Source organism: Labilibaculum sp. (assembly GCF_041595635.1).
Lineage (GTDB): Bacteria > Bacteroidota > Bacteroidia > Bacteroidales > Marinifilaceae > Labilibaculum.
In genome coordinates this window covers 1-23,270 of record NZ_JBFHJW010000023.1, presented here as the reverse complement: position 1 = coordinate 23,270, position 23,270 = coordinate 1, and the positions used below count along the sequence as shown (strand labels likewise).

Genomic DNA, 23,270 nt, shown 5'->3' with positions numbered 1-23,270 from the left:
ATCGTCCGAAAAACTACAAGCCTCGCATCCGCTCTAATCGTAAGCGGGCATTGGCTGGATCCTTTATTACAGCATCAATACGCTTTAGCATTTCCTGTTTATCGCGAGGAAAATTTCCCCGAAGTACTAAATAGTTGGAAGCATGATCGCTGCGAAAAATACTTTGAGATAATTCCAATTTTTCGATAAAGATTCTCATTTCGGCAATGAGCTCAATGGGATTTAAAGGGATAAAATCACCCTCGAATTTGTTCTGAAAATGTTCTTCGCCGTAAGGAAAGCTGAGCACAAGAGTCGATAGAAATTCGGGTTGAATTTCGTTGATGATTCTAGCAGATTCAAGAGCATGCTGTTGTGAATAATTCTTTCCCCCCAAACCGTTGATAATCATTACCGAAAGTTTGATTCCAGCTTTTCGTGCTCGTTGCAGTGCGTGACTAGTACTGGCAAAGTTTTCTCCTTTGTGAATTCTGTGTAAAAGTTCATCGTCGCCCGATTCTATGCCTACGTAGAGCAATTTTAGTCCTTTTTGGGCTAGTAGTTGTAGTTCTTTGTCGCTTTTTGCTTCAATATCTTTTGGTAAGGCGTAGGCCGATACACGCGTGAGTCGTGGAAAGCTAGTCTGTAATTGATCTAATATTCGCGAAAGTTTATCGAAAGAAAGTACCATGGCATTTCCATCGGCTAAAAATACCTTCCGGTACCGATCTGCATATCGCGACAAGGATTCAATGTCAGCAAAAATAGCTTCCTCTTTACGGATTTTGAATTGCTTACTGCTATACATCTCGCAGAAAGCACACTGGTTCCACGCACAACCTAAAGTTATCTGAAGAATTAAAGAGAGTGCCTCGCTAGGAGGGCGAAATAAGGGCTCGTGATAATTGATCATGTGGTAAAAATAGAAAAAGAAGCTTCAAGTATCAAGGAGAAAGTAACTGATATCAGACTTAGCTTAGTTACACTATGAATTAGAAGAGGGTGGGGAATGCATTTTTAATTTCTAATTATTCATTTCTCATCTGTTTAATTTTCTATCTTGTGATGAAAATGCTAGGAGATGTACGAAAAGACGATAAGCATACGAGTGTCGGGTAGGGTGCAAAATGTAGGGTTTCGGTATCATGCCAAAGAGGCAGCGATTGGTTTTGGTTTGAGGGGTTTTATAAAAAACCTATCAGATGGCACGGTTTATGTCGAGGTTGTAGGAACAAGTTTGGCTATTGAACTATTTTGTGATTGGTGTCGGAAAGGTCCAGATTGGGCGAGAGTAAAGGATGTTTTTATTTGTAATTTACCAGATCAGGATTACACTGGTTTTGTAATCAAATAAAAAAAGCTCCTGATAAATCAGAAGCTTTTGTTGTCCCGTAAGGACTCGAACCTTAAATGCCTGGACCAAAACCAGGTGTGTTACCATTACACCACGGGACAATTCCCTGTCAATCATTTCTGATTAAGACGCTGCAAATATAGTAGAAATATTCATTAGCCGAAACCAAAAAATGCAAAAAAATTACAAGCTTTGCATCTTTGTTAGGGTGTTGTAATTGTAATTATTCTGATTGTCAATTTGAAAGGGTAAAAAAAATGGAGCAAAAAAAAATAGAATCATTAACAGGAAAGTGGCTTTACGAGGAAGATTATGGCTATGGAAAGGCCAAAGGAGAGCTTTTATTGACTCAGGATGGCAAAAAGCTAAGTGGAAAAATCATTTTTTCTGAGAATATCGAAGATGAAGATACTTTTATGATTCAGGAAAAATTGGAAGGTGATATCACGGTCAATCGAATTCAATTAAAAGCAATCGAATATGATGTGATTCATTCCGATTTTGAGATTCGTTATGAATTGGATTCTTGGGATGGGATGTTGATTAATGAAACGACTATTGAAGGTGATAGTTTGGATACACAAGGTGTAGCGGGTAGTTTTAAGTTCGAAAAGGTAGTTGATGCCTGAACCTAAGGGGTATAGGTACAAAAAAAAGCTTCGAAATTTTCGAAGCTTTTTTTGTTGTCCCGTAAGGACTCGAACCTTAAATGCCTGGACCAAAACCAGGTGTGTTACCATTACACCACGGGACAATCAGAATTGCCTTTTTCCAAAGACTCTGCAAATGTAATACTTTTTTTATTTGGTCAAACAAAAAGTGGAAAATTTTCCTGCATAATTCGGGGGAACTCTTAAAATTGACTATTTTCGTTCCAAATATTATACGACATAAGAAAATAATAAACGAAAATAGATACATGATGAAATCTAATTACAATTTGGTTAACAGTTTGTTAGGCTGGCTGGTTTTTGTGATTGCTGCGCTAACTTACTTGTTAACTATGGAACCTACTGCAAGTTTGTGGGATTGTGGCGAATTTATTACCACGGCCAATGGTTTAGAGGTTGGGCATCCTCCAGGAGCTCCTTTATTCATGATTATGGCGCGATTTTTCGCTCTTTTTGCTCCCAGTTCTTCTCAGGCGGCTCTAATGGTGAACTCCATGTCAGCTTTAGCATCGGCTTTTACCATTCTATTTTTGTTTTGGACCATTACTCATCTTGCTAAAAAATTAGTGAGTAACAAAGGTGAACTTTCTCAAGGAAATCTGATTGCCGTTATGGGAACAGGTTTAGTAGGAGCTTTGGCTTATACATTTTCCGATACATTCTGGTTCTCGGCAGTCGAAGGAGAAGTATATGCTTCTTCTTCTCTATTTACAGCCGTGGTTTTTTGGGCCATACTAAAATGGGAAAATGTAGCAAATGAGAGGTATGCAAATCGTTGGATTATATTAATTGCTTACCTAATGGGTTTATCTATTGGGGTTCACTTGTTGAATTTATTAGCGATTCCTGCCATTATTTTTGTTTACTATTTTAAAAAATATACACCTACACGAAATGGTATTATCGGAGCATTTTTGCTTTCAGTGCTCATTCTAGGTGTTATCATGTATGGTATTATTCCGGGGGTAATTACAATTGCTTCATGGTTTGAATTGTTGTTTGTGAATCAATTAGGTTTGCCTTATAATAGTGGGGTGATTGTTTATGCAATTACTCTAATTGCACTTGTGGTGTGGGCAATTAATTTCTCGATAAAAAAGGGAATGGTTGTTTTAAATACCATTGTTACAGCTTTTGTTGTGATCATGATTGGTTACTCCTCTTTTGCGATGATTGTGATTCGTTCTTCGGCAAATCCACCCATGGATGAAAATAATCCAGATAACGTATTTGCTTTGCTTTCCTATTTAAATCGAGAGCAGTACGGTGATCGTCCATTGGTTTATGGAGAATATTACAATGCGCCAGCGGTCGATTTGGTAGAAACCAATCCTATCTATATTCAAAAAAAGGATAAAAAAGGCAAGGATCGTTACATTGTTGCTTCTCACAAACAGAAATACGAATTCGATTCAAGATTCAATACTTTTTTTCCTCGTATGTATAGTTCCAGATCAGCTCATATTCGGGAGTATGAGTATTGGGGCGATATTAAAAAGGATAACCCCATAATGACATCTGATGGAGAAACGCTCTATAAACCAAGTTTTGCATCTAACCTGCAGTTCTTTTTAAGCTATCAGGTGGGACACATGTATTGGCGCTATTTTATGTGGAATTTTGTAGGTCGTCAGAATGATATTCAGGGACATGGCGATATTTTAAGAGGAAACTGGATTTCGGGTATTGATTTTATCGATGAGATGAAAGTTGGGAATCAAGATAAATTGTATCCGGAAATGGCGAATAAAAAATCGCGTAATACTTATTTCTTTCTGCCTTTCTTGTTGGGATTAATTGGGATGTTTTATCATTATAAGTCGAGTAAGGAAGGAAAGCAAGATTTCTTTGTGGTTTTACTACTTTTTATCTTTACCGGATTGGCGATTGTTGTCTACCTAAATCAAGCACCTTACCAGCCACGTGAGCGTGATTATGCTTATGCAGGTTCGTTTTATGCATTTGCCATTTGGATTGGTTTGGGTGTGATGGGCTTGTATCAATTGCTAAGTAAAAAAGGTCCTTCCGTTCTTGCTGCAGGAGCTGTAACTGCTATTTGTTTAGTAGCCGTTCCGGGTTTAATGGCTCAGCAAAATTGGGATGATCACGATCGTTCGGGACGATATGCAACTTTGGCGTATGCGAAAGATTACCTTAATTCTTGTGCTCCCGATGCTATTTTGTTTACCTACGGCGATAACGATACTTTTCCACTTTGGTATGCGCAAGAAGTGGAAGGCATTCGTCGCGATATTAGAATTGTAAATTTGAGTCTTTTGGCTGGCGATTGGTATATTAATCAAATGAGAACAAAAGCTTACGATTCGGACTTTATTCCTATGACCCTTACAGCAGATAAGGTGGAGCCAGGAATTCGCGATCAGGTTCCTGTGATGGAACGATTGAAAGATCCAGAGCTTTTAATTGACATGGTGAAATTTGTAGCAAGCGATAATGAGGCTACAAAAGTGGAAACCCAATCGGGAAAAAAATTGGATTATTTTCCAGGGAAAAATGTTTACATTCCTGTTGATTCGGCCAAGGTAATTGCAAATGGTACGGTTCAACCAAAAGATGCTCATCTAATTGTGGATCGATTGGAGTGGAAGGTGAATAAAAGTTACCTCTATAAAAATGATGTGATGGTGTATGATATCATTGCTAACAACAATTGGGAGCGTCCGATTTATTTTTCGGTTGGAATGGGTGAGGATAGCTTTTTAGGCTTGCAGAAATACTTCCAGCTGGAAGGAGCAGCTTACCGTTTGGTTCCTATTGAAACAAAAACGGAGCGAAATCAATACGGACATATCAATACAGATGTTTTGTATGATAATTTCATGAATAAATTCACTTTTGGAGGAATAAAAGATCCTGATGTTTACATCGATCAATTTCATATTTTAACAGTGAATATTATGTCATTCCGTTCTAATTACTGTCGTTTGGCTAGTGCTCTTAACGATGAGGGAAAGAACGAAAAAGCAATTGCGGTTTTAGATCGATGCATGGAAGAATTGCCAACAAGCAAAATTCCTTACGACAATACACTTGTCGGTTTTATTCAGGAATATTACCGAGCCAATGCCGTAGATAAAGCCAATAATCTGTTGGAGCAAATGGCACAGCAATCCTACGATAAGATGGACTATTATTTAAGTTTAGATGTTCAAAATGCCAATGCTTTTCGAAACGATCAGGAGCGCGAAGTACATGTAATACAAATGCTGTTAAGTTTGGCCGATATGGGCGAGCAAACGAAGCTACGTGAAGATCTGCAATTGAAATTTGAATTGCTTTTTAAATCTGCTTCGGAGCAATAAAAAATTAATTATAAATAAGGTATGGCTGCTTTTTTTTAAGGCAGCCATTCTTCATTTCTGGTATTCTTATTTTGTGAATTTTTTTTAAGTTGTTAGCAATCCTTTTTGCTTTATTTGAAAGAGTTAAGAAGGATTGCTTTTCAAAGACATAGCAGGAAGGCCTGTTAAGTAATTTTCACATAATAAAGATGAATAGTTTATGGCAAAAGTGCTAACTTCGCGCTTTGTAGCTAAAAAATATCTAATCTTATAACTCATGAGTAAGTATCAGAAAGCAAATATTTTTGTAGGATGGATTTCCTTTGTTATAGCAGCCCTCGTATATTTACTATGTCTTGAACCAACGGTTAGTTTTTGGGATTGTGGTGAGTTTATTACCTCGGCTTATAAGCTGGAAATTGGTCACGCACCAGGAGCACCTTTTTTCTTGTTGTTGGGAAGGTTTTTCTCCCTTTTTGCTTCGGGTCCCGAACAGGTAGCTGTTCTTATTAATTCACTTTCGGCATTGGCCAGTGCATTTACTATTCTCTTTCTTTTCTGGACCATTACTCATCTTGCTAAAAAATTACTTGCCTCTGGCGAGGAGCTAAGTACATCTCAAATAGGGATAATTTTAGGAAGTGGATTTATTGGCGCCATGGCTTACACTTTTTCTGATACTTTTTGGTTTTCGGCTGTCGAGGGAGAAGTTTATGCAACATCCTCTCTATTTACGGCAGTGGTTTTTTGGTGCATTCTAAAATGGGAAAATGAAGAAGGAAAAGATTTCGCAAACCGTTGGCTGATTCTGATTGCCTATTTAATGGGATTGTCAATCGGAGTTCATCTGCTCAACTTATTGGCCATTCCTGCCATTGTTATGGTCTACTACTTTAAGAAGTACGATGTAAATGCAAAGGGGGTGTTAAAAGCCTTTGGCCTTGCCATAGTTTTGCTTGCCATAGCCATGTATGTGATTATTCCAGGTGTGGTAAAAATGGCTTTTCTTTTCGATCTGTTCTTTGTAAACGAAATAGGGTTACCGTTTAATTCAGGGGCCTATTTATTTATTCTTTTACTGACTTTGGCTCTTATTTGGGGCATTCGATACAGTATTTCGAAAGGAAAAGTAGTTTTGAATACAATCTTAACGGCCTTAACAGTTGTGTTAATTGGTTATTCATCCTATTCATTAATCATGATTCGTTCGGCTGCAAACCCTGGGCTCGATCAGAATAATCCTGAGGATATAAATTCATTGCTTTACTATTTAAATCGTGAACAATATGGCGAAAATCCTCTGATTTATGGAGAATATTTTAATGCTCCTCAAACAGAAGACAGTCCGGTAGATGATAAGAAAGTCTACATCAAAAAAGAGGGAAAATATGTAGTCTCTTATGTTCAAAAAAAGGCAAAGTACAAGAGCTCACACAAAACACTATTTCCTCGAATGTACACCAAGGGAGTGTCGGGCCGAAATCCTGAGGAATACGCCAAATGGACAAATGTAAAAGCCAATCAGAAGGAGAAACCAAGTTTCGCAGATAATCTGGAATTCTTTTTTCGCTATCAGGTCGATTACATGTACATTCGCTATTTTATGTGGAATTTCTCTGGACGTCAATCCGATCGCCAATCCTATGGTGGTGATCTAGAAGGCAACTGGATTTCAGGTATTCCTTTTGTCGATAATCTGCGCTTGGGCGATCAAAGTCTTCGTCCCGATCATATGGCCAATAACAAAGGCAATAATAAGTACTATTTTCTGCCTTTGCTACTTGGTTTGGCCGGATTGCTTTATCAGTATAGAAAAAGCAAGCAGGGAAAGAAAGATTTTTATGTGGTTCTACTGCTTTTTCTATTTACCGGATTGGCTATTGTTGTTTATTTGAATCAGCCACCTTTGCAGCCTCGCGAACGAGATTATGCTTATGCCGGATCGTTTTATGCTTTTGCCATTTGGATTGGCTTGGGATTTTTGGCTGTTCTGCAATTCTTCACAAAAGTGCTGAAGAAGGAGAAAATTGCTATTCCTGTTGCTTTTACGATTTGTTTGTTAGCTGTTCCAGTGCTAATGGCTCAGCAAAATTGGGATGATCACGATCGATCGGATCGATATGTAGCTCGCGATTTGGCTTACGATTACTTAAATTCATGTGCACCTAATGCCATTTTATTTACCATGGGCGATAATGATACTTTCCCTCTATGGTACCTTCAGGAAGTTGAGGGAGTAAGAACCGATGTGCGTGTTTGCAATTTAACTTATCTTTCTACCGATTGGTACATCGATCAGATGAAACGGAAAAATTACGATTCTGATCCACTTCCTATTCACCTTAGTAAAGAAAAGTATTTGGCAGGAAAACGCGATGTAGTTTACCTTATTGATGATCCGAGGCTGACAGCTTATGTTGATGAAAATCGAGGGTTAGACCTGAAAGATGCTGTTGCTTACGTTGAAAGCGAAAAGAAAAGTACCAAAACAATTCATGGCTACGATCAGCGAATTGATCATTTTCCCGCTAAAAAATTTCGTTTGAATATCAATAAGCAGCAAGTCTTAGACACAAAAACGGTAGGTGTGAAAGATTCAGCCAGCATTGTTTCGCAAATGGAGTGGGAGTTGGATCAAAATTACATGGAGAAAAATGGTCTAATTCTATACGATATGCTCGCTAATAACGATTGGGAGCGTCCTATTTATTTCGCAATTACTGTTCCGTCGAGTGGATATTATGGATTAGAGAAGTATTTTCAGTTAGAGGGTTTTGCCTACCGATTGGTGCCTATTAAAAGTGAAAATGACGATAATCAGGTTGGTTCCGTAAATACCGATATGATGTACAATCGCTTGATGAATCAATTTAAATGGGGAAACTTGAATAAGGATAATGTTTATATCGATGAAACCATTTCGCGTTTAGGTACAAACATGAGAAACAATTTTCTACGCTTATCGGAGAGTTTACTAGATGAACGCAAAAGAGATTTGGCTGTTCAGGTTTTGGATAAATGCATTGAATTAGTTCCTAACGAGAAGGTTCCTTTCGATTATCTATCCATTTTATTGGCGCAGTCCTATTATCGTGCCGAGGAAGAAGAGAAAGGCAATGAGATGATTCAAATCATATTCAATCGTTTGGTGCGGGAGTTGAATTACTATTCAAACCTACAGGCAGTATCTACTTCTAAATTTCCTCGTTCAAGAAATAGAAATCTGGCTCTTATGCAAGAATTACATCGAATTACAGCTCGTTACGAACAAAAAGAATTGAACAAAAAAATAGAATTTGAATTCGATAAAATATTGAAAAGTTATAAAAAGGAATGATGAAGTTGAGATGGTTGAGAGCGCCGGGAATATTTAGAAGGTTTTTCCCAAATTTGATATGGCGATACAGTTCGACAGCTAAAAAAGTGTACCTTACTTTCGATGATGGTCCAATTCCTGAATCTACTTTATGGACATTGAACATGCTGAAAGAGAAGAAGATAAAAGCGACTTTTTTTTGTGTGGGCGATAATGTAAGAAAATACCCCGAATTGTTCCAACAAATTATTGAAGAGGGGCATGCGGTTGGAAACCACACTTATAATCACTTGAAAGGTTGGTCGGTGAGCACCAAGCAGTACCTTGATAATGTTAAGAAAGCAGCAGAGGTTATCCCATCGAATTTGTTTCGGCCTCCTTATGGTCAAATTAAAAGGGCACAGGCAAAACAGCTTATTTCCGAATATAAAATTATCATGTGGGATGTTTTAACGGGTGATTATCGAAAAGATATTAGTCCCGAAGAATGTTTGTCCGATGCGTTAAAAGCAGTTCGTCCGGGGTCCATTATATCTTTTCATAATAATTTAAAGGCGGAAAAAAATATGCGTTTTTCCGTACCGCTACTAATTGATGAACTAAAACTTCAGGGGTATAAGTTTGATGTGTGTCAGTAAGAAATCAGAAATTCCTTACTTTTCTATCAGGTAAACTGCAATTGAATCCGTAAATTTGCTTCGATCAAACTATTAATACCATTTTATAACCAAAACCATTTGAAATTCTTACTTTTTGTGCTTCAATTCGCAAAATAGGGAATGGTTACTAATTAAGACTATTAGATGAAAGTACTTCTTTTGGGTTCCGGAGGCCGTGAACATGCTTTTGCATGGAAATTTGTTCAAAGTAAGAAATTGGAAAAACTATATGTTGCTCCTGGAAATGCTGGAACTGCAGCAATTGCTGAAAATGTGGATCTTAATCCAAACGATTTTGAGAAAATAAAAGACTTTGTTCTTGAAAATGGAATTGATATGCTTGTAGTTGGACCAGAAGATCCACTGGTAAATGGCATTCATGATTTTTTCCTTGCCGATGAAAAAATCAAAAATATACCTGTAATTGGACCAGAGAAATTGGGTGCTCAATTGGAAGGAAGCAAAGATTTTTCGAAGGAATTTATGTTCCGTCATAACATTCCAACCGCGAAGTACAAAAGCATCACTTCTGAGAATTTGAACGAAGGTCTTGCCTTTTTAGAAAGCCTAAAAGCTCCTTATGTGCTAAAAGCAGATGGTTTGGCAGCAGGGAAAGGTGTTCTTATTATTTCTGATTTACAGGAAGCGAAACAATCCCTTAAAGAAATGATTGGTGGTATGTTTGGCGATGCGAGTAGTACAGTTGTAATTGAAGAATTTTTGGCTGGAATAGAGCTGTCTGTTTTTGTGCTAACCGATGGGAAAAGCTATAAAACACTTGCCGAAGCTAAGGATTATAAACGCATTGGAGTTGGCGATACAGGTCTTAATACAGGCGGAATGGGTGCAATTTCACCAGTTCCTTTTGCTACTCCTGATTTTATGCAAAAAGTAGAAGATAGAGTGATTATTCCAACTATTGAGGGACTTCAAAAAGACAATATCCCTTACAGAGGGTTCATTTTTATCGGTTTAATGAATATTGATGGCGATCCTTATGTTATTGAATACAATGTGCGTATGGGAGATCCAGAAACGGAAGTAATTGTTCCTAGAATTAAATCTGATCTGCTGGAATTGATGGAAGCGGTTGCGAAACAGGAATTAGATCAGGCACATTTCGAGATGGATGACAGGACAGTTACTACTGTGATGTTGGTTTCTGGAGGTTATCCTGAAGCTTACGAAAAAGGCAAAGTTATTAGTAAGTTGGATGAGGTGGAAGGAAGTCTGGTTTTTCACGCTGGAACTACTCTTTCGGGCAATGATATTGTTACGAATGGAGGCCGTGTAATTTCAGTGAGTTCATACGGAGATAGCATGCCGATTGCTTTAAAAAATTCCTTTAAAAATGCAGAATTGATTTCTTTTGAAGGAAAATATTATCGAAAAGATATTGGTTTCGATTTACAATAAATAAGAGATAGAAGCTGCCACTCTTTTTGTAAAGGAGTGGTAGTTCTTGTTTTGTTCGTTATATAAAATACAAACTCATGCTCTTAAAGACTCTTAAAGGACGACATCCTATTTCATTGGTATTTGTACCCATTATTATTGTACTGCTTAGTTTGGATTCATTCTTTCGACCAATGATTTTAACCAGTGGCAATAAGCAAATGCCATTGTATGATTTGCTACTGTATGTTAGCGGGGAAAATAGTCTTATTTTAAATTTGATAGCATGTATTGTTTTGGTTGTAATGGCCTTTGGTATGGTTCGCCTGAACGAGGAGCATGTTTTTATTCGTCAGCGTACCGATTTGCCAGCTTTTGTATATGCTTTTATTGCTACAGGCTGCTTAAGTACTGGCAGTGGTATGCATCCATCATTGTTAGCAGCGTTTTTCTTATTCCTTGCTGTCGATCGCATTTTTAAGATCTATCAGGGAACAGCAACTATTTCTGGTTCTTTTGATGCTGGGTTTTTAGTAGGCATAGCAAGTTTATTTTATCTTTTTGCATCAGTATATGTATTCTGGTTATGGATGGCTCTGGCTGTTTTGGGATATTTAAGGGCTAAAGAGATATTTGCTAGCATTATAGGGTTCATTCTGCCTATTTTTTGCGTGCTTTTCTGGTATATTTGGAAAGGTAGTTTGTTTGGTTTTTTCGAAACAGTGAGTCAAATTTTCCAATATAAAAATGAATTGCAACACGCCTCTGTATTTCAATATTTATATTGGGGAATTTTAGGTGTTTTGGTACTACTATCTTCTTTGTATATGTTGACTGTTTATGAGGAGAAGAAGGTGAGTTCACGAAAATATTTTATTGTTTTGTTGAGCTTCTTCCTTTTGTCGGCTATTTGCTTTATCTTCTTTCGGGGTGCTGGTGTAGAACAGTATTTTATAAGTATTATTCCCGTAACTTATATTATCAGTCATTATTTTGTACTTCAAAAGCATTCCTGGATTGGCGAGGTTTTGTTTTATATTCTGATTGTTTCCAGTATCCTTATTCATTTTCTGAGATAAGAAAGATTTCATTTATTTTTAAATAGTATTTTGAAGTTCATTATCGTAATGAGATCCAATTACGAATGCAGTTCAATAAGAGTATCTTCCATATGTAAACTTATTTGCTTTATAAATGGTATTTATATCATTAAAAAAACATTCAATTATCGATGGCTCATTCTTTGTTTTCCTCGGGTAATAGATTTCCACGTTATGGTATAACGGCATCCAGGAATATTCTTATTATTTGACAATTAAGGCAAAAAAAATGCCATTTCTTAAGAAATGGCATTTTAAATAGGGTTCAATGATTTACTTTACTACAATATCTGTTAGATCGAAAGCAGTTGCCACATTGGCATCTTCCTCATTGTCGTTTATTGTAAATATAATGTCATTATAATCTTTATCTCCTGAAGGCAACTGAACATCCTCAAAACTCAATACTAAGTCTTCACAGGTTGATTCTTTAAACAGAACGTGCTGCTGATTGCCATCTGTATTCCATTCGGTATTTGTATAATGCTTATAATTACCATCACCAGTAGCTCCATAGTTCCATCCATTTGCAATTAAACAGAATCCTATAACTGTGTTTGCTGGAAAGCTTGAATCTCCTAACTGAACACGATCCCCGGTAGAAAGTCCTCCTCCTTCATCAACCATAGAAACATTTTCAAAAAGCATGTGAAGTTCAACATCATCTGCGCTTTCTGGAACATCATCTGCATCATAGGTATAATATGCTAATGAATTTTTCCATCCGGCATTTTCATAGATAAAAGTAAGATATACAGGTGATTCTTCTACTAATTTTAGAATTAGATTATTATCATCTGAGAATAATTCAGAGTTAGCGGTACTGTTGTCTTCTCTTTCGGGAAACATTTCAATGATATCGTCTACCAAAGTTTCACAAGGTTTTGTTTCGATGACGTCATCAGGTACACCATTATCTATCCCGATGGTAATAATTTTTAACCCACCAGTACCGGCAGCAACAAAAATATAGTCTCCTTTGGATTTTACGTAGTTAACTGAAGCGTCAAAATCCATGCTACCCAACATTGTTACTTCGTCATTATTTTCAGGAACCATTGCGCCAACATAAACACCAGCCCCACCATTTCCGATGAGTAGCAACTCATCATTTAAACTTACAGAGTTGGTCACATAATTTGCGTCATTACCATTTTCAGGAGTAGTAGGGCGATCAAAATGTTCTTTAAGTGTTCCGTCAATGTCTAGGATATCCAGACCTGATTCATTCATAGCTGCAAGGATATAGTCATCGCTTACGTCAATTTCTGTTTTAGAATCGCTAGTAATGTCATAGTCAAGATCTATGGAAGTTAGTTCACTAAAATCTGATTTTTGAAACGAGCGAATAACGCTATTGGTTGCACCAAGTACGTAAATATTATCTGAATTGATACTAAGTGACCTTGCATCGCTAATACTTGTTTCTGAAAGTATAGAATTGTCGCTACGATCTAAGATGGTTAAATTTCCATCAGAACCACTAGTTGTATATATATAATTCTCATCTACAGCAATGTCAGTAGCAACATAAGAAGGAAGGTCAATAAGGTCGAGAACTGCTGCAATTTCATTAGAACTACTTAATTCTAGAGAAACAAGAATAGCAGGTGAATCCAATCCATAACCATCAGTTGCAGGATCTATAGCACCAACTAGATAAATTACTCCATCGTAATAGTCAACAGCACTTACATCAACATTTGAGATTAATACTTGTGCCTGCAATGTTGGATTGTCTTCATCCGAGATATTGAATACTTCAACACCTCCACTATATTCGCTTCCTTTTGTGTTGTAGGAAACAAATGCTAGGTCGTCTGATATTTTAACATGAGTAGCTTGAACGCTTGTACCATTTATAGTTGGACATTCAACTTCAGCTTTCAATGTAAAGGCATAGTTTTTAGTGTAATCTACGTCGAATGATTCATTATCAGAATCAGTTGCATCTTTAGCATTGATTGTACTACTCGAAGTAATATCATTGATAATTACCAAACTATTTGTTTGGCTAACTCGGCTAGAAAGTTCGGCTGTGTTGTTATTAATTGTAATATTTTCGGTTATAGTTGTTGTTAGGTCTGATTGTTGACTGACATCATTATCATCCGAACAGGATGATATGAGAAAGGCAAGTCCCATTATCCCTAGTAAATATTTTTTCATAGGTTTTTGTATTAAAGGTTTATTTATTTTTATCTATGATACTAAATTACATTCTTTACTTGAAATAGCCTGTTTAATTATGGTTAAGTATTATGGGGTTTTGATTAAAGTGTGTTTTTTCTATATGAATATCATTATATTCTATTTAAATGTGTTGATATTCAAATTGATCCATCTCTATGTGTTAACATTGAAAGTTATTATTAATGTTCTTTATTTTTAAGGCTTTGGAGCGCATTTTTCTAGAAAATATACGATTTTACCCTTTATTATTTTAGGGAAAAGATTGGATAATAAGGATGAGTTTAGTCCGAAAAATGTTTTTTGATCCACTTAGGAAGAATAAGAACTCCGATTATAAGATATGGATAATAGGAAATTAATCGCCAAATTAAGGCAATTGTAGCAGCAACACCAACCGATGGAAGAAATTCGCCTAAATATTTTGTGAAAACCCATTCTGAAAATCCACTTCCACCTGGAGTAGGGCTTACCAGCATCATGATCCACATTACTAATTGTCTGGCAAATATCATGATGTGATCGGAAAGCTTATACCCTTGAAACATAAAGGCAAGAAGAATTACATTGACAACCCAATATCTAGCCGTCCAAGACCAAAAAGTGGCCATGAAAGCTTTCAGCCAAAAAGAGAAAGGTTTTTGTCGAAGTTCTTTCGAGCTTTCTATGATATCGGACCCTGCTTGGTTGGCTCCACGTTTCCATTTTCGAAGTACAGGAAGTTTAAAGATCCATAGCAATAACCATTTTAAACCTCGAGGATTCCAAAACAAACCATAAGTAAGTACAATAAAGTAAATGGTTTTTACTAGATAGCCCAAAAGGGCAAAATAAAGCAGTGAGTTTAGCCACATCGACTGGTTTGCTGCATCGGTCATGAATAATTGGTTACTATCTAAAAATAGAATTAGGATGGGAAACATGAGGATAAAATAAAGTTCGTCGAGGAAAGAGGTGGACATAACCACTGCTGAACTACGACCCACTTTAAGACCTTCTTTATTTAGATATAGAATGGCAACCGAGGTTCCTCCAATTGCCGAGGGAGTGATGGCAGAAGTAAATTCCCAAAGCATAATGATTCGAAACGATTTTCTCCAGGAAAATTGTTTGTCCGTAAGGATCCGTAATCGTGCCATATAGCCCAAATCTCGGATGATCATCATTACCAATGCCAGGAAAAGCCAGAATAACGATTGCCATGAAAGTTCAACTAAAGAGAGTGTATTGCTATCAACTTCCTTACCTATCATGTAAACCACTACAGCAATTCCAATTAGTATTGGGTAGACAATTCTACTCGGACGAACTCCGTTAAGCAATTTTTTTTGACTCTCTGATTGTTTTCTGTTCATTACATCTGCTTAAGCAAGTTAAACTTACGGAATTTAAAGATTTGATGCCTACAATTTTTAAGAATGAATTGTTAAAAAAATAAAATTTAGGAAGAATTTTATTTGGTGAAACCTAACTATTTTCTGGTTTAATTTACGTTCTGCATCTATGTTTTCCTGAGGTAATGAAGATATTGCCATCCTTATTTGTTATGAAGAAACCAGGGGGATTTTGCTTGCTCTTATCTTTTAACAATAAAAAGATAGGTAGAATTAGTGTCTAATTCAACGTATCTACAGTCAAATTGCTTTTTTATTCCTATAAAAATAGGAGCTATGAATTCTCATCTGCGAATAAACTGATTGTTTTTTTGTAATTTTTAATCATTAAATTTTACAACGGAATCTATGTCTGATACTACTTCAATTAAAAAATTCGGAACTGCACCTGTCTTTTTTACCGCTATTTCGACCATTCTAGGAGCTATATTATTTCTACGATTTGGCTTTGCGGTTGGGATGCTTGGGTTTTGGGGTGTAATACTTGTTGTATTATTGGGACATTTAGTTACCATTCCTACCGCCATGGCTATTTCCGAATTGGCAACCAACAAACGAGTAGAAGGAGGAGGTGAGTATTTTATTATTTCTCGTTCATTTGGCTTAAATATTGGCGCAACCATCGGTATTGCTTTGTATTTTTCTCAGGCCATAAGTGTTGCCTTTTATGTAATTGCTTTTACCGAGGCTTTCGAACCTCTTTTTAATTGGGCAATGAACGATTTAGGGTATAGTTTACCTCGACAAATACTTAGTGTTCCGGCTATGCTCTTACTATCAATTTTAATTCTGAAAAAAGGAGCCAATTTAGGCGTGAAAGCATTGTATTTTGTGGTGACTATTCTTTTGGCTTCTTTGGTTTTTTTCTTTCTGGGCTCAACAGATTATAGTAGTGTTTCGGATATTACTATAAGCAAGCTGGATCTTCGCAATACGGATGATTTTTTTATGGTTTTTGCGATTATTTTCCCTGCTTTTACTGGTATGACCGCAGGAGTTGGATTGTCAGGAGATTTAAAGAATCCTTCTAAATCAATCCCTTTGGGAACTACAGCAGCTACTCTGCTTGGTATGATTATTTATTTCTTTGTGATTTATAAGCTTGCAATATCTGTGAGCACAGCTGATTTATTGGAGAATCAGCTAATTATGGCGAAAATTGCCATTGGTGGAAGTTTTTTGATTCCTATGGGTTTGGCTGCATCAACAATATCATCAGCTTTAGGATCGGTAATGGTGGCACCACGAACTCTTCAGGCTTTGTCCAGTGATCAGTCTTTTCCTTCTAAATCATTAAATAAATGGTTGGCAAAAGGACGCGAATCGGACAATGAACCCCGAAATGCTTCCCTTGTTACCTGTATAATTGCAATGGTTTTTGTGGTTTTAGGCGATGTAAATGCTGTTGCTGAAATCATATCCATGTTTTTTATGGTGACTTATGGTTCTTTGTGTTTGATTTCTGTTTTAAATCATTTTGGTTCATCGCCAAGTTACCGACCTTCCTTTAAGTCGAAATGGTTTCTATCCTTAATCGGATTTGTAACCTCTGTGTGGGTCATGTTCAAAATCAACTTTTTATATGCTTTTGTAGCAGTGTTGGTAATGTCTATTATTTATATTTTCATCAATCGATATCACAAAAATAGAAATGGGATAGAATCAATTTTCTTGAACTCACTTTATCAATTAAATAGGAATTTGCAGGTTTTTTTACAGAAAACGAGAAAGAGAAAAAGTAGGGAGTGGAGGCCTAGTGCCATCTGTATTTCGAAAGATTCTTTTGAACGTGATATTGCATTTAAATTATTAAATTGGATCTCCTATAAATATGGATTTGGGACTTATTTGCATCGAATTGAAGGATACTATTCAAAAGCTACATTTAAGCAATCAAAAATGGAACTGAATCGATTGATTAAAAGTTTTGATAAAATAGAGAATCATGTTTACGTTGATACCATGATTTCTCCTTCTTATACATCGGCAATAGCTCAGGCTATTCAGTTGCCCGGAGTTGCAGGAATGGAGAATAATATGGTAATTTTTGAGTTCGATAAAGCAAATCCTGAACGTTTGGATTTAATTATTGATAATTATTCATTGGCGCGAGCAGGGAATTTCGATTTTTGCATATTGGGCAGTTCTAATCGTGAGCTTGATTTTAAGAAAGATATTCATATTTGGATTAAGCCTTCGGATACCGATAATGCGAATTTAATGATTCTACTCAGCTTTATTATTGCAGGTCATTCCGATTGGAAAAAGGCAGATATAAAAATCTTTAACATTTGTAAGAAAGAACAGGCCGAAGAAACCAGAAAGCAACTCGACGAGTTAGTTGTTTCGGGTCGTTTGCCAATTACCACCTCTAATATTGAGATTATTCATGAACAGGAAGATGTAGCGGCAAAAGAGGTAATTAATAAACGCTCAGCTGATGCTGGTTTAACGATTATTGGCTTTAGAGGTGAAATTTTGAAGCATGAGAAAGCAGAACTATTTAAAGGTTATGATTACTTAGGAAATGTGTTGTTTATCAATGCAAATAGCTATAAAACCATCGAGTAGCTAGTAATAATTAGCTAAATTTAAATAGAGATTCTGTATAAGGCAAACTATATAATTGAGTCCGTTTATATGGATTTTTTATCCATAATAATTCCTTTATGAGTGAGTAAAATGGCGAACCGGTGATGTTTTTTGTCGCGAATAATAGATTCAAAATACTTTCCTTTGTTGTTGGTAATTTCAATTGTACTCATTATTTCCCCTTCTGTTTTTATGGCATCACGAATAGGTGCGGGAACTCGTTCTAAAGGGAGATTTACTTTAAGGCTCACATAAATTCCGTTTTCTTGATATGTGGCAATGTGTTCTAATTCGTTCCTGTAGAAAACAGCTTCGTAACAATCATTGCTTTTGTGCCATTCGGTATTTATAGGCGAATTAAATTGGAAATTAAATGCGGCAATAATTGTTGGTGGTACTTTTGTAGTTTCAGAATCACTAATAAGTTTGCGAAATAGTTTTTTAAAATCCATGTTTTTATTTGGTTGATTGCTTCTTTTTGGCGGAAATTGACAAAATAGTAACACTAATTCTACTCTTTTTGATAGTGTTTTTTATAAAGGTAAATAACTCGGGTTTTTGCTCTTTTTACTCTCATTTTCACCGCATCTTCAGTTATCCGAAGGGTTTGTCCAATTATTTTACTTGATAAATTGTCTTGGTATTTCATGAGTAGTAGAGCTTTCTCTTCAGGATGGATCATTTCCAGTATGCTCAACAAATTTTCATAATTAAAACTTTCCAGGTCTGTTTCCGATTCGTCAATGATATCAGGTATTTCATTTTCTCTGTTCCAATTTGGGTAATGCAGTTTCTTTTTAAGTCGCAAATAGTCAATAGAGTAATTGTAGGTGATGGAGTATAGCCACGATGAAAAGGCGGAATTTCCTTTAAAACTTGGTAGCTTTTCGAAGGCTTTTGCCATAATATCATTAGCAAAATCTTCAGCAAGTTGTTTGTCCTTAACAAAGCTGTAACATTTGTCTTTTACTTTATGGAAGTAACGGTGATAGATCTGCTCGAAAAAAACAGGTTTATTTTCCTGAATCATCATGTAGATAAGCTCTTTGTCACTTATTTCCTCAAACATATTTTTCTGCATATCAGTATCTTGAGAAGTTGTGTTTTTTTTATTTAATTTTTTTTGTTCTTTGCTGTTACTTCTGCAAAATTTTGCGTCTAAATGGAAATTTCAATTGTGATTTAATTACTTAAATGAAGGTAGTTATTGATATTGAAATAGAAACAAAGGAAATAAAATTTACTTATTTAAAATGAAAAAGAAGTTATTATTCGTATTGACAGTAGGAACTACTGTTTTATTGAGTAGCTGTGGAAAAGCTCCACAAGTAGAAATTGATGCTGCTTATACAGCAATCGAACAAGCTAAATCTGTAGGTGCGAATGTTTATGTGGCCGAAGATTTTATAGCACTTCAGGATTCTATGAGTTCGGTAAGCGAAAATGTGGAACTTGAAAATGGAAAACTTTTTAAAAATTTCGATAAAGTTAAGTCTCAATTAGCACTTGTGAATGCAATGGCTATTGAAACAAAAGTGAAAGCCGAAATTCGAAAAGAAGAAATAAAATTAGAGGTTGCCAATCTTAAAATGGAGCTTGATTCAATTATTTTGGAAGACCAAGATTTAGTGTCGCAAGCTCCTAAAGGAAAAGAAGGTACTGCAGCTTTGGAAGCAATTAAAGGTGACATAAGTGCCATTGAAGCTTCTGTAATCGAAGTTGAAAATTTTGTTAGTGAAGATCAGTTGGTTGCTGCTTTAAATAAAGCAACAGCTGCAAAAGAGAAAGCGCTTGCAATAAATGATGAATTGAATGAAGTGATTGCAAAATATACAAAGCATAAGCGGAATTAAAATCAGTTAAAAGTTAAAAACAAGTGTTATTTCCCTGAAGATTTTTCTTCAGGGATTTTTTATAACTACATGAGGAAAAGGAAATTTCAGTTTTTGATTGGCTCTATTGCTTTTCTTGCAATAAGTATTGCCGTTTTTAGCTTTATCTATTTGCAACCGCTGGCTCCTCATTTGGAATTAAGAAGAGCACGATTCGCACTAAATACAGCTCAAAAATCTGGAGCTGATAAATATGCAAGTTCATTGTACATAGATGCTAAGCAGTTTTACGATTCAGCAATGAATTCCTGGATGATTCAAAATGAAAAGTTTTTCTTACAACGCGATTACAAGCAAGTTCTTGAATTTGTGCAGCAATCAATTAACAAAGCTTCCGAAGCAGAGCAAAAGGCTTTGAGCCAGATCGAAAGCTCAAATAAAATTGCCCGACAAGCAATTGAAGAATTGGAGACTAAAGTAATGCTTTACAATAGGGTTTACAAGCCTATGCCTTTGTCTCCTGAACTTTGTAAAACGCATAAGTTAGGGGCAATTAAATTAGCCGAAGCCAAAATTGCTTATCAAAGTGGAAAGTATATTGAGTGTTTTGCAAGTTGTAGCGAAGCATCTAAATTGGTAAATGAGTCCAATTTAAAGGCAGAAAATAGCTTAGTAAGCTGGTTCGCTGATTATTCAAAATGGAAAGAACTGGGAAATAGAGCAATTAGTTTATCAAAACAAGGACGCAAGATTATTTTGGTTGATAAAATGGCCCATCAATGTATCGTGTACCAAAATGGTAAACAATTAAGAGGTTTTACCGTGGAGTTAGGAGTTAATTGGATGGGAGACAAACGTCATAAGGGCGATAAAGCCACTCCCGAAGGTATTTATCAAGTAATACAAAAAAAGAACAGTTTGCAAACTAAGTTTCACAAGGCACTTCTACTTAATTATCCAAACCATGAGGATAAAGAACGTTTTTCGGAAGATCAGAAAAAAGGGCTTCTTTCTTTTCAGACACACATTGGAAATTTGATTGAAATTCATGGCTGCGGAGGGAAAGGGATTGATTGGACCGATGGCTGCGTTGCCTTGAAAAACGATGATATGGATGTTTTGTATCGTATTGTGGATGATGGAGCATCAGTAATTATTGTTGGATCACTAAAATCTTTAGAAGAGATTTATGAAAATAAAGAATGAGGAATCATGATAAATGATGAAAACAATTTAGAAGGAGAATTAAATACCAGAAGCAAAAAAAGAAAGCTGATTAAGTTTATTATTTGGTTGCTTATGCCTATTTCCCTTTGGTTTACTATTCTGTTTTTAGTAGTAGGAGTACACAATCTAGAAAACAGTCCTTTTATATTTGAGAAAATTCCGAGTGCAATTCAGCAAAGTGAGAATAACAGTAAGCTTGAAAAGGAGTTGCAGACAGAAATTGCGCAGATACAAAAAAAAATGGATCGATTAATTCCCGGAGGTGCCTATTTGATAGTAAATACCTTTGATAATACTTTTTCTCTGTATCGCAATAAAACACTTGTTAGGGAAGGTTTATGTTCTACAGGGAGCTATATAAAACTGGAGGCAGACAATAATAAAAAATGGATGTTTCAAACGCCAAAAGGTGTTTTTTCTATTAAAGGTAAAATTACTTCACCCGTTTGGAGAAAACCCGATTGGGCTTTTGTAGAGGAGGGTTTGCCAATTCCTGGGCCTAATTCTTCAGCTCGTTTCGAGGCTGGTGTTTTAGGTGACTATGCGCTTAGTTTGGGCAAAGGATATTTAATTCATGGCACATTGTATAAACGATTTTTAGGACAGCCTGTTACCCATGGATGCATTCGAATGAATGATGAGGATTTAAAGACTGTTTATCAATCTTTGCCAATTGGGGCTAAAGTTTTTATCTACTAATATGAGGGAGCAAAAAAATCATAATTTTAGAAGTTCACATTCATACAAAAAGCATATTGTGTATGCAATTATGGTTGTTACAATTGGAATTGCATTGCAGTACGGTATTTTTTCTGTGATAGGTGTGCGACAAAAAATGAAAATGTTTGATCGGCAAGTTGATGCCAACTTGCTATCGTTAAACGAAAATTATATTGATTCGAACATTGTAGATCTGTATCAGAAGAAGGTATTTCTGGAAACTCGTTTTCAGATGTCGAAAAACGATTCAATCAATTTATCCTTAAATTTAAAGGACAGCCTACTTCAACTGGAAATGAAAGGAGTGGTGATAAAATCGACTAAAATTATTGATTTTGAAGTTGATCAATTTCTGTATCATTTAAAACCAGCCACCTATCAGTATTTGTTTGGTTCTCAATTGCAAGTAAATAGCTATTTGTCTACAATTAGTAAAGCTCCAATTGTGATAAAAAAAGCACCCAAATACGCAGGCGAAGCACTAGTTTCTAATGCAAAAATAGATTCAGTAAAAACGGAAGCAGTACATTGGATGCTATGCTTAGACAAAGAAATTATTTTAAAAATTGAAGGACGGGATCAATTTTCTCAATCCAATTGGTGGAGTGGACATATGTTTTGGTGGCGAGAGGATTTGAACAACTTTAAAAAAATAAAGAAAGCAATTCTATTTACAGTCCCCGAATATCATCCTGAAATTAGAGTTGTGGTATCCGAATCAGAGGCCAAAGCCATTTATCGAGCATTGCCAGTAAAGCCTTTTGTTGGTATCAGATTATAGTTTTTTAGGAATCGCTTGATAGAACAGTCGGCTATGTTTTGCGGTAACTTAAGTAAAATGAAAAGTCCGGGAACCACCCCGGACTTAATCTAACCCATTTTAATCTATGAAAACCTAATCCTTTCGGAAAGGATAGTACAAACTTAAATAAAGTCTGTGGATTGAAAATGCTAAAAGATGTTAATTAAGCTTAAACAAAACTGCAATACTCCTTACTCGCCTAGCAAAAATTCCTTTGTCAATTTTTCTTGCTGTATCTGCTGTTTTGTCCAGTAATCCAATCTTTTGGCTTTCTATTTATTCCCTTTTGTAAAGAAATTCCCTTGAAAATTTAACTTCATTGTTTCATTTTTTATGGTGTAATGGTTGTGAATTAATAATGTCTCACTATTTAAATAGATATTTGTGAAAGATTGTAAGGGAATGTCAAGTTTTTTGCGCAAAAAACTTGACATTTTTGTTTGGGGTGAAATCCCCTAAGGGAAATTGTTGAGAACCGTAATATGATAATATTTTGGGAATTCTATCTACAGAGAAACCCGTGTAAACCAAGTATTGTTTAAAATCAATTGGTTATATATTGAGATAAACTGTGTAAACCTTGGTGTAGTCTGTAAGGCATTGGTATTCAATTTGTAATGGGGTGATTTACAGGTTTACACAGAAAATTGAAATACTTACTATAGTTATAGATAAGATTAGTCCTTATACCAAGGAGTAATTTTATTTTTTGAAAAAATAAGAGATAGATTGTTAGT

At 35.8% G+C, this 23,270-nt stretch carries 17 protein-coding genes and 2 tRNA genes; 12 read left to right on the top strand and 7 right to left on the bottom strand.

The window, feature by feature from the left end; all coding sequences use genetic code 11:
- Window positions 1-13: 13 nt before the first annotated feature.
- Complete coding sequence (locus tag ABYT26_RS08685) at window positions 14-892, bottom strand: radical SAM protein (RefSeq protein WP_372752920.1); 879 nt, start codon at window positions 890-892, stop codon at window positions 14-16.
- 168 nt (window positions 893-1,060) lie between these two features.
- Between ABYT26_RS08685 and ABYT26_RS08680 the strand changes: the two genes are divergently transcribed.
- Window positions 1,061-1,333 (top strand): acylphosphatase, encoded by a 273-nt coding sequence (locus tag ABYT26_RS08680; protein WP_372752918.1) that lies wholly within the window; start codon window positions 1,061-1,063, stop codon window positions 1,331-1,333.
- 30 nt (window positions 1,334-1,363) lie between these two features.
- Here the strand turns inward: ABYT26_RS08680 and ABYT26_RS08675 are convergent.
- Window positions 1,364-1,434 (bottom strand) — tRNA-Gln (locus ABYT26_RS08675).
- Between the two features lie 156 nt (window positions 1,435-1,590).
- Between ABYT26_RS08675 and ABYT26_RS08670 the strand changes: the two genes are divergently transcribed.
- The gene (locus ABYT26_RS08670; protein ID WP_372752916.1) at window positions 1,591-1,962 is read left to right on the top strand and encodes a hypothetical protein; all 372 of its coding nucleotides are present in this window, start codon (window positions 1,591-1,593) and stop codon (window positions 1,960-1,962) included.
- Window positions 1,963-2,016: 54 nt separating this feature from the next.
- Here ABYT26_RS08670 and ABYT26_RS08665 read toward each other — a convergent pair.
- Window positions 2,017-2,087: transfer RNA gene (locus ABYT26_RS08665), tRNA-Gln, on the bottom strand.
- A gap of 165 nt (window positions 2,088-2,252) precedes the next feature.
- On the opposite strand from ABYT26_RS08665, the gene ABYT26_RS08660 reads away from it, so the two are divergent.
- From ABYT26_RS08660 to ABYT26_RS08640, 5 genes are all read left to right on the top strand, one after another.
- Complete coding sequence (locus tag ABYT26_RS08660; protein ID WP_372752914.1) at window positions 2,253-5,327, top strand: DUF2723 domain-containing protein; 3,075 nt, start codon at window positions 2,253-2,255, stop codon at window positions 5,325-5,327.
- A gap of 256 nt (window positions 5,328-5,583) precedes the next feature.
- Window positions 5,584-8,643 carry a DUF2723 domain-containing protein gene (locus ABYT26_RS08655; protein ID WP_372752912.1) on the top strand — a complete coding sequence of 1,020 codons (3,060 nt, stop codon included), beginning with the start codon at window positions 5,584-5,586 and terminating at the stop codon, window positions 8,641-8,643.
- Window positions 8,640-9,260 carry a polysaccharide deacetylase family protein gene (locus ABYT26_RS08650; protein ID WP_372752910.1) on the top strand — a complete coding sequence of 207 codons (621 nt, stop codon included), beginning with the start codon at window positions 8,640-8,642 and terminating at the stop codon, window positions 9,258-9,260. The genes ABYT26_RS08655 and ABYT26_RS08650 overlap by 4 nt, the downstream gene beginning before the upstream one ends.
- 165 nt (window positions 9,261-9,425) lie before the next feature.
- On the top strand, window positions 9,426-10,697 hold the full coding sequence (purD, locus tag ABYT26_RS08645; protein ID WP_372752908.1) for a phosphoribosylamine--glycine ligase: 1,272 nt from the start codon (window positions 9,426-9,428) through the stop codon (window positions 10,695-10,697).
- A 77-nt stretch (window positions 10,698-10,774) separates the two neighbouring features.
- Window positions 10,775-11,755, top strand: a complete 981-nt coding sequence (locus ABYT26_RS08640) for a DUF6427 family protein (RefSeq protein WP_372752906.1) — start codon at window positions 10,775-10,777, stop codon at window positions 11,753-11,755.
- Between the two features lie 294 nt (window positions 11,756-12,049).
- Here ABYT26_RS08640 and ABYT26_RS08635 read toward each other — a convergent pair whose 3' ends face one another.
- The gene (locus ABYT26_RS08635) at window positions 12,050-13,945 is read right to left on the bottom strand and encodes a DUF4114 domain-containing protein (RefSeq protein ID WP_372752904.1); all 1,896 of its coding nucleotides are present in this window, start codon (window positions 13,943-13,945) and stop codon (window positions 12,050-12,052) included.
- A gap of 305 nt (window positions 13,946-14,250) precedes the next feature.
- Complete coding sequence (locus ABYT26_RS08630) at window positions 14,251-15,321, bottom strand: YbhN family protein (protein WP_372752902.1); 1,071 nt, start codon at window positions 15,319-15,321, stop codon at window positions 14,251-14,253.
- 387 nt (window positions 15,322-15,708) lie between these two features.
- On the opposite strand from ABYT26_RS08630, the gene ABYT26_RS08625 reads away from it, so the two are divergent.
- Complete coding sequence (locus ABYT26_RS08625) at window positions 15,709-17,931, top strand: amino acid permease (RefSeq protein WP_372752900.1); 2,223 nt, start codon at window positions 15,709-15,711, stop codon at window positions 17,929-17,931.
- Between the two features lie 65 nt (window positions 17,932-17,996).
- On the opposite strand, the gene ABYT26_RS08620 is transcribed toward ABYT26_RS08625, so the two are convergent.
- Together ABYT26_RS08620 and ABYT26_RS08615 are read right to left on the bottom strand one after the other, a co-directional pair.
- Window positions 17,997-18,404, bottom strand: a complete 408-nt coding sequence (locus ABYT26_RS08620; RefSeq protein WP_372752898.1) for a hypothetical protein — start codon at window positions 18,402-18,404, stop codon at window positions 17,997-17,999.
- A gap of 59 nt (window positions 18,405-18,463) precedes the next feature.
- Window positions 18,464-19,033, bottom strand: coding sequence for an RNA polymerase sigma factor (locus ABYT26_RS08615; RefSeq protein WP_372752896.1), 570 nt, complete (start codon window positions 19,031-19,033; stop codon window positions 18,464-18,466).
- Between the two features lie 172 nt (window positions 19,034-19,205).
- Here ABYT26_RS08615 and ABYT26_RS08610 point away from each other — a divergent pair, with 172 nt between their 5' ends.
- From ABYT26_RS08610 to ABYT26_RS08595, 4 genes are all read left to right on the top strand, one after another.
- Entirely contained in the window at window positions 19,206-19,805 is a 600-nt protein-coding gene (locus ABYT26_RS08610; RefSeq protein WP_372752894.1) for a hypothetical protein, read from the top strand.
- Window positions 19,806-19,874: 69 nt separating this feature from the next.
- Window positions 19,875-20,990 carry a L,D-transpeptidase family protein gene (locus ABYT26_RS08605; RefSeq protein WP_372752892.1) on the top strand — a complete coding sequence of 372 codons (1,116 nt, stop codon included), beginning with the start codon at window positions 19,875-19,877 and terminating at the stop codon, window positions 20,988-20,990.
- A 6-nt stretch (window positions 20,991-20,996) separates the two neighbouring features.
- On the top strand, window positions 20,997-21,710 hold the full coding sequence (locus ABYT26_RS08600) for a L,D-transpeptidase family protein (RefSeq protein ID WP_372752890.1): 714 nt from the start codon (window positions 20,997-20,999) through the stop codon (window positions 21,708-21,710).
- Between the two features lie 58 nt (window positions 21,711-21,768).
- Window positions 21,769-22,512 (top strand): hypothetical protein, encoded by a 744-nt coding sequence (locus ABYT26_RS08595; RefSeq protein WP_372752888.1) that lies wholly within the window; start codon window positions 21,769-21,771, stop codon window positions 22,510-22,512.
- The last annotated feature ends 758 nt before the right edge of the window (window positions 22,513-23,270 follow it).

Bases quoted from the DNA above. Each gene is read 5' to 3' on its own strand.
- ABYT26_RS08685 (WP_372752920.1), bottom strand. From the start codon at position 892: ATGATCAATTATCACGAGCCCTTATTTCGCCCTCCTAGCGAGGCACTC.
- ABYT26_RS08670 (WP_372752916.1), top strand. From the start codon at position 1,591: ATGGAGCAAAAAAAAATAGAATCATTAACAGGAAAGTGGCTTTACGAG.
- ABYT26_RS08600 (WP_372752890.1), top strand. From the start codon at position 20,997: ATGATAAATGATGAAAACAATTTAGAAGGAGAATTAAATACCAGAAGC.
- ABYT26_RS08655 (WP_372752912.1), top strand. From the start codon at position 5,584: ATGAGTAAGTATCAGAAAGCAAATATTTTTGTAGGATGGATTTCCTTT.
- ABYT26_RS08615 (WP_372752896.1), bottom strand. From the start codon at position 19,033: ATGCAGAAAAATATGTTTGAGGAAATAAGTGACAAAGAGCTTATCTAC.
- ABYT26_RS08660 (WP_372752914.1), top strand. From the start codon at position 2,253: ATGATGAAATCTAATTACAATTTGGTTAACAGTTTGTTAGGCTGGCTG.
- ABYT26_RS08610 (WP_372752894.1), top strand. From the start codon at position 19,206: ATGAAAAAGAAGTTATTATTCGTATTGACAGTAGGAACTACTGTTTTA.
- ABYT26_RS08630 (WP_372752902.1), bottom strand. From the start codon at position 15,321: ATGAACAGAAAACAATCAGAGAGTCAAAAAAAATTGCTTAACGGAGTT.
- ABYT26_RS08625 (WP_372752900.1), top strand. From the start codon at position 15,709: ATGTCTGATACTACTTCAATTAAAAAATTCGGAACTGCACCTGTCTTT.
- ABYT26_RS08650 (WP_372752910.1), top strand. From the start codon at position 8,640: ATGATGAAGTTGAGATGGTTGAGAGCGCCGGGAATATTTAGAAGGTTT.
- purD (WP_372752908.1), top strand. From the start codon at position 9,426: ATGAAAGTACTTCTTTTGGGTTCCGGAGGCCGTGAACATGCTTTTGCA.
- ABYT26_RS08680 (WP_372752918.1), top strand. From the start codon at position 1,061: ATGTACGAAAAGACGATAAGCATACGAGTGTCGGGTAGGGTGCAAAAT.
- ABYT26_RS08635 (WP_372752904.1), bottom strand. From the start codon at position 13,945: ATGAAAAAATATTTACTAGGGATAATGGGACTTGCCTTTCTCATATCA.
- ABYT26_RS08605 (WP_372752892.1), top strand. From the start codon at position 19,875: ATGAGGAAAAGGAAATTTCAGTTTTTGATTGGCTCTATTGCTTTTCTT.
- ABYT26_RS08620 (WP_372752898.1), bottom strand. From the start codon at position 18,404: ATGGATTTTAAAAAACTATTTCGCAAACTTATTAGTGATTCTGAAACT.
- ABYT26_RS08640 (WP_372752906.1), top strand. From the start codon at position 10,775: ATGCTCTTAAAGACTCTTAAAGGACGACATCCTATTTCATTGGTATTT.